Origin of the sequence: Agromyces mediolanus (assembly GCF_044917495.1) — a bacterium.
Lineage (GTDB): Bacteria > Actinomycetota > Actinomycetes > Actinomycetales > Microbacteriaceae > Agromyces > Agromyces mediolanus_B.
This window is the reverse complement of record NZ_JAVSSI010000008.1, coordinates 191,942-198,308: the sequence shown is the minus strand read 5'-3', so window position 1 is coordinate 198,308 and position 6,367 is coordinate 191,942. Positions and strand designations below refer to the sequence as shown.

The 6,367-nt window shown below is 72.2% G+C and carries 3 protein-coding genes; 1 reads left to right on the top strand and 2 read right to left on the bottom strand.

Features of this window, described 5'->3' with window-relative positions; all coding sequences use genetic code 11:
• Nucleotides 1–566: 566 nt before the first annotated feature.
• The gene (locus ROT00_RS13200) at nucleotides 567–1,397 is read right to left on the bottom strand and encodes an aldo/keto reductase (RefSeq protein ID WP_404775484.1); all 831 of its coding nucleotides are present in this window, start codon (nucleotides 1,395–1,397) and stop codon (nucleotides 567–569) included.
• Nucleotides 1,398–1,517: 120 nt separating this feature from the next.
• On the opposite strand from ROT00_RS13200, the gene hrpA reads away from it, so the two are divergent.
• Complete coding sequence (gene hrpA, locus ROT00_RS13195; protein WP_404775483.1) at nucleotides 1,518–5,525, top strand: ATP-dependent RNA helicase HrpA; 4,008 nt, start codon at nucleotides 1,518–1,520, stop codon at nucleotides 5,523–5,525.
• Nucleotides 5,526–5,580: 55 nt separating this feature from the next.
• On the opposite strand, the gene ROT00_RS13190 is transcribed toward hrpA, so the two are convergent.
• A complete protein-coding gene (locus tag ROT00_RS13190; protein WP_404775493.1) occupies nucleotides 5,581–6,333 on the bottom strand; it encodes an amino acid ABC transporter ATP-binding protein in 753 nt (250 codons plus the stop codon).
• Nucleotides 6,334–6,367 lie beyond the last annotated feature (34 nt).

Genomic DNA, 6,367 nt, shown 5'->3' with positions numbered 1-6,367 from the left:
CAACTGACTAATCAAAATCAAATTGTCCATCAATCAAAGGAATCCCACCTGCAAAAACAGGCTGGGGTTCAATAAATTGGCATTGAACATAGTGCACGCTGTTGAGTTCTCAAGAAACGGACGCACCTGAGCTCCGGTCAATCAGACCTTCAATCAGGGCAACCTGTCTACCGTACCACCTCTGTCAGCCGGTCGAGACCGAGCGATTCGAACCAGAGAGATCTGGATCGAGATTCACAGAGGAGGGGGTTTCATCTTAGGCTTGAAATCACCGAGTCGCAATGCTGCGCCTTCGAGGTTATTTGGCTAAGATCTTCGCCGTTCGGGGCCCGTTCGCTTCTCGCGTTTTCCGGCCGCCGTGGCGACATGGAATAACTTACGCGGCTCCGGCCGCCACAGCAAAATCGGGCCTGCATCCCGGGCGTGTCGCCCGGATTTCCGCGGTTCTGCCCTGAAGGCGGGAGCACTGCCCGCCCGGGAGCACCGTCCCGGGACGACGAAAGGCCCGCCATCCTCCACGGATGAACGGGCCTCCCGGTACTCAGGTGCGCCTGGTGGCGCAGCCGCTACTCGACCTCGTCGGGGTGCGCGCTCACGCGCCCCTCCCGCTCGAGCGCGGTGATGGCCTGCATCTCGGCCTCGTCGAGCGCGAAGTCGAAGACGTCGAAGTTCTCCGCCATGCGCTCGCGACGGTTCGACTTCGGGAAGACGATGTTGCCGCGCTGCAGGTGCCAGCGGATGACGACCTGCGCCGGCGTCTTGCCGTGCGCCGCGGCCGCGCTCGCGACCTCCGGGAACTCGAGCAGCGGGTACTTGCCCTGGCCGAGCGGCCCCCACGCCTCGATCGCGATGCCGTGCTCGCGGGCGAACGCCACGGTCGCCGGCTGCTGGTGCGCCGGGTGCAGCTCGATCTGGTCGACCGCGGGGACCACGCTCGTCTCCGACAGGAGGCGCTCGAGGTGCGGCACGAGGAAGTTCGAGACGCCGATGGAACGCGCACGACCCGACTCGCGGATGCGCTCGAAGGCCTTCCACGTCTCGACGTAGCGGTCGCGCGCCGGCGACGGCCAGTGGATCAGGTAGAGGTCGACCTCGTCGAGCCCGAGCCGCTCGAGGCTCGCCTCGAACGCGTCGAAGACCGAGTCGGTGCCCTGGTCGTCGTTCCAGAGCTTCGTCGTGATGAAGAGCTCGTCGCGCGGGATGCCCGACGCGGCGATCGCCCGGCCGACCCCCGCCTCGTTGTCGTAGATGCGCGCGGTGTCGAGGTGGCGGTACCCGACCTCGAGCGCATCGCTCACGATGCGCTCGGTCTCGACCGGATCGACCTTGAACACCCCGAACCCCAGTTGCGGGATCGATCGTCCGTCGTTGAGCTGCACCACGGGAAGCTGCGTCATGCCCCCATCCCACCACGCCCCGCCGACACCGGGGAGGCCCGTTCGCTGCCCGCGATCATCGCCCCGCCCGCCCGCGGACCCGCCCGCGCGGGCGTGCCGGCGTCATACGATGGAGGGCTCATGTCCCGACTCGCCCCCGTGCCGACGATCACCTACCCGCCCGAGCTCCCCGTCTCGGCGCAGCGGGAGGAGATCGCGCGCGCCCTCCGCGACCACCAGGTCGTGATCGTCGCCGGCGCGACCGGGTCCGGCAAGACCACCCAGCTGCCGAAGCTCTGCCTCGAGCTCGGCCGGGAGCAGATCGCGCACACCCAGCCTCGACGGATCGCGGCCCGCACGATCGCCGAGCGCATCGCCGAGGAGACCGGCACCGAGCTCGGCGGCCTCGTCGGCTACCAGGTGCGCTTCACCGACCGGGCGGGCGAGTCGACCCGCATCAAAGTGATGACCGACGGCATCCTGCTGAACGAGATCCACCGCGACCGCGAGCTCCGCCGCTACGACACGATCATCATCGACGAGGCGCACGAGCGCAGCCTCAACATCGACTTCCTGCTCGGCTACCTGAAGCAGCTCCTCCCCCGCCGCCCCGATCTCAAGGTCATCGTCACGAGCGCGACGATCGACCCCGAGAGCTTCGCGACGCACTTCGCGGATGCCTCGGGCACGCCCGCCCCGGTCGTCGAGGTGTCGGGGCGCACCTACCCGGTCGAGATCCGGTACCGCCCGCTCGTCGGCGACGCCGCGGGCGACGACGACGAGGGCGCCGCGGCCGACGACCGCGACGTGCAGCAGGGCATCCTCGACGCCCTCGACGAGCTCGACCGGGAGGCGGCGGGCGACGTGCTCGTGTTCCTCTCGGGCGAGAGCGAGATCCGCGACGCCGAGCAGGCGGTGCGCGCGCACGCCGAGCGCCGCGGCGGCCGCGGGCAGAGCACCGAGGTGCTGCCGCTCTACGGCCGGCTGTCCTCCGCCGAGCAGCACCGGGTGTTCGAGCGCTCGACGGTCGCGGGCCTCCGGCGCCGGGTCGTGCTCGCCACGAACGTCGCCGAGACGAGCCTCACCGTGCCCGGCATCCGCTACGTGGTGGACGCCGGCACGGCCAGGATCAGCCGCTACTCCGCGCGTTCGAAGGTGCAGCGGCTGCCGATCGAGCCGATCTCGCAGGCCTCGGCGAACCAGCGCTCCGGCCGCTCGGGCCGCACGAGCGACGGCATCGCGATCCGGCTCTACGGCGAGGACGACTTCGAGCGCCGCCCGGAGTTCACCGACCCGGAGATCCTGCGCACGAACCTCGCCGCCGTCATCCTGCAGATGGCGGCGCTCGGGCTCGGGCCGATCGAGGAGTTCCCCTTCCTCACCCCGCCCGACACCCGGGGCGTGCGCGACGGCCTCGAGCTCCTCGGCGAGCTCGGCGCGCTCGAGCCCGGCGGGCGCGACGACGGGCGCGGCCCGCGGCTCACCCGCATCGGCCGGCAGCTCTCCCGGCTGCCGATCGAGCCGCGCTACGCCCGGATGGTGCTCGAGTCGAAGACGCACGGCGTCTCGCGCGAGGTCCTGGCGATCGTCGCCGGCCTCACGATCCAGGATCCCCGGGAGCGACCGCTCGACCGTCGCGAGGAGGCCACCCAGGCGCACGCCCGCTTCGTCGACCCGACGAGCGACTTCCTCACCCTCCTGAACCTCTGGAACCACCTCGAGACGCAGCAGCGCGAGCTCTCCGGCAGCGCCTTCCGCCGCCGCTGCAAGGCGGAGTTCCTGAACTCGCTGCGGGTGCGCGAGTGGCAGGACCTCTACCGCCAGCTCGTGCGGCTCGCGAAGCCGCTCGGCCTCGAGATCGCGTCGGGTCCGGTCGCCACGAGCGGCGCGGCCGACGCCGGGGCGGACGCCGACGGCATCCACCGCTCCCTCCTCGCCGGGCTCCTGTCCCAGCTCGGCCTCCGCGACGACAGCAGGACCTCCTCCGGGCGCGGCGGCGCCGGCCAGGCCCGCGACGCCGAGCGGAAGGGACGGCGCACCCAGGCGGAGTTCCTCGGCGCCCGAGGCGCGCGCTTCGCGATCTTCCCGGGGTCGGCGCTCGCGAAGAAGCCGCCGGCGGCCGTCATGAGCGCCGAGCTCGTGGAGACGAGCCGCCTGTTCGCCCGGACGAACGCCGCCATCGACCCCGCCTGGGCCGAGCAGCTCGCCGGGCCGCTCGCGAAGCGCAGCTACTCCGAACCCCGGTGGGAGCGTCGCCAGGGCGCGGCCGTCGCCGACGAGAAGGTCACGCTCTACGGGCTCGCCATCGTGCCGAAGCGGCGCATGCAGCTCGCCCGCGCCGACGCCGGGCTCGCCCGCGAGCTCTTCATCCGCCACGCCCTCGTGCTCGAGGAGTGGGACTGGAACCGCCTCGACCGGCGCGTGTACGGCTTCGTTCGCGCGAACCGCGAGCTCCGCCGCGAGCTCGGCGAGGTCGAGGAGCGCACCCGGCGGCGCGACCTGCTGCTCGGCGACGAGGCCGCCGTCTCGTTCTACGAGGCGCGCGTGCCCGCCGACGTCGTCGACACCCGCAGCTTCGAGCGCTGGTGGCGCGCCGAGCACCGCGAGCACCCGGAGCTCCTCACCATGTCGCGCGCCGACCTCCTCGGCGAGGAGGAGGCGGATGCCGCGGCCGACGGCTTCCCCGACGCGTGGGTGCAGGGCGACCAGCGGCTCCGGCTCGCGTACCGCTTCGAGCCGGGCGCCCCGGACGACGGCGTCACCGTGCTCGTCCCGCTCGTGCTGCTGCCCCGGCTCGAGCCCGACGGGTTCGACTGGCAGGTCCCCGGCCTCCGCGACGAGCTCATCACGGCGATGCTCCGCACCCTGCCGAAGGTGCTCCGCCGGCAGGTCGTGCCCGCCGCGGAGTGGGCGGCGAAGATCGCCGCGGAGCTCCCCGCCGGTCCGGAGGCGGGCGAGGCGCGCCCGCCGTTCGCCGAGATCGTTGCGCAGACCATCAAACGCCTCACCTACGCGCCCGTGTCGGCCGAGGACTTCGAGCTCGAGCGCATCCCGCCGCACCTGCGCGTCACGTACCGCGCCGTAGACGAGCGAGGACGCGGCCTCGGCGACGCGAAGGAGCTCGCCGAGCTGCAGGCCCGCCTCCAGGACCGGGCCGGGCGCGCGGTCGCCGCGACGTTCGCCGGCGACGGCCGGAACGCCGCCGATCGACCGAAGCGCGGCCCGGGTGACGGCGAGCGCCGCGGGCCCGCCGCCGTCGCGGCCGCCGCGCACGAGGGGCCGAAGCCCGAGCGCGGCCTCACCCGCTGGGCGTGGGACCGCCTGCCGGCGCACGTCGACACGCGCCAGGGCGGCAACACGATCCGCGCGTACCCGGCGATCGTCGACGAGGGCGACAGCGTCGCGCTCGTGCTCGTGCCGACGGCCGAGGAGCGCGACCGGGCGTCGCGCCGCGGCATCCGGCGGCTGCTCATGCTGCAGACCCCGACGCCCGCCGCCTACGTGCAGGAGCACCTCTCCAACGAGGAGAAGCTCTCGCTCGGCCAGAGCGCCTACCAGGGCCCGCGCGCACTCCTCGACGACTGCCTCGCGGCCGTCGTCGACGCCGAGCTGCGCCTGCGGCATCCCGACGGCCTCCTCGCGAGCCGCGAGGAGTTCGACGCGGCGCTCGCCGCGATCGGCGGGGTCGTCGTCGAGCGGATGTTCGAGACCGCGGCCCTCGTCGCGAGGATCCTGAAGGCGGCCCGCGAGGCCGACCGGGCGATCGCGAAGGCGTCGAGCCTCCAGCTGATGTCGGCGCTCGCCGACGCGCGGGAGCAGCTCGAGGCGCTCACCCCGGCCGGCTTCGTCTCGGCCACCGGGCTCGACCGGCTCCGCCACCTGCCGCGCTACCTCGAGGCGATCACCGTGCGCGTGCGGCGGATGCAGGAGAACCCCGGCCGCGACCGCCAGCTCATGACGGAGTTCGCCCAGGCGTCCGAGGCGTTCGCGAATGCCGGTGGCCGGACGCCGATCGATCCGGAGGCCGATCCCGCCCTCGTGCGGGTGCGCTGGCTGCTCGAGGAGCTCCGCGTCGGGCTCTTCGCGCAGGAGCTCCGCACCGCGGAGACGGTCTCGGTGCAGCGGATCCGGAAGGCGCTCGCCGGCTGAGCCGGGCGAGCGCCCTCCGGTCGCGGCCGCCGTTCGGGCGTCGCGCGTACCGCGGCTAGAGGACCTTCGAGAGGAAGGCCTTGGTGCGCTGGTGCTGCGGGTTCGCGAGGACCTCGCGGGGGTCGCCGGTCTCGACGACGACGCCGCCGTCCATGAACACCAGGGTGTCGGCGACCTCGCGGGCGAAGCCCATCTCGTGGGTCACGACGACCATCGTCATGCCCGTCTTCGCGAGCTCCTTCATGACGTCGAGCACCTCGCCGACGAGCTCCGGGTCGAGCGCGGAGGTCGGCTCGTCGAAGAGCATCAGCTTCGGGTCCATCGCGAGCGCCCGGGCGATCGCGACGCGCTGCTGCTGCCCGCCGGAGAGGTGCGCCGGGTAGTAGTCGGCGCGCTCGGCGAGCCCGACCCGGGCGAGGAGCTCGAGCGCCCTGGCCTTCGCCTTGGCCTTCGAGAGCCCCTTCACCTGCGTCGGCGCCTCCATGACGTTCTCGAGGGCGGTCATGTGCGGGAACAGGTTGAAGCGCTGGAACACCATGCCGATGTCGCGACGCTGCTTCGAGATCTCCTTCGGGTGCATCTCGTGCAGTCGCCCGCCCGCCTCGCGGTAGCCGACGAGCTGCCCGTCGACCGCGAGCCGACCGGAGCTCACCTGCTCGAGGTGGTTGATGCAGCGCAGGAAGGTCGACTTGCCCGAGCCCGACGGCCCGACGAGGCACAGCACCTCGCCGCGCTTCACCTCGAGGGAGATGTCCTTCAGCACCTCGTTCGAGCCGAAGCTCTTCGACACGTGCTCGGCGCGCACCATCGGCACCGAGGCGTCCCCGGTCGCCGCGACGCCG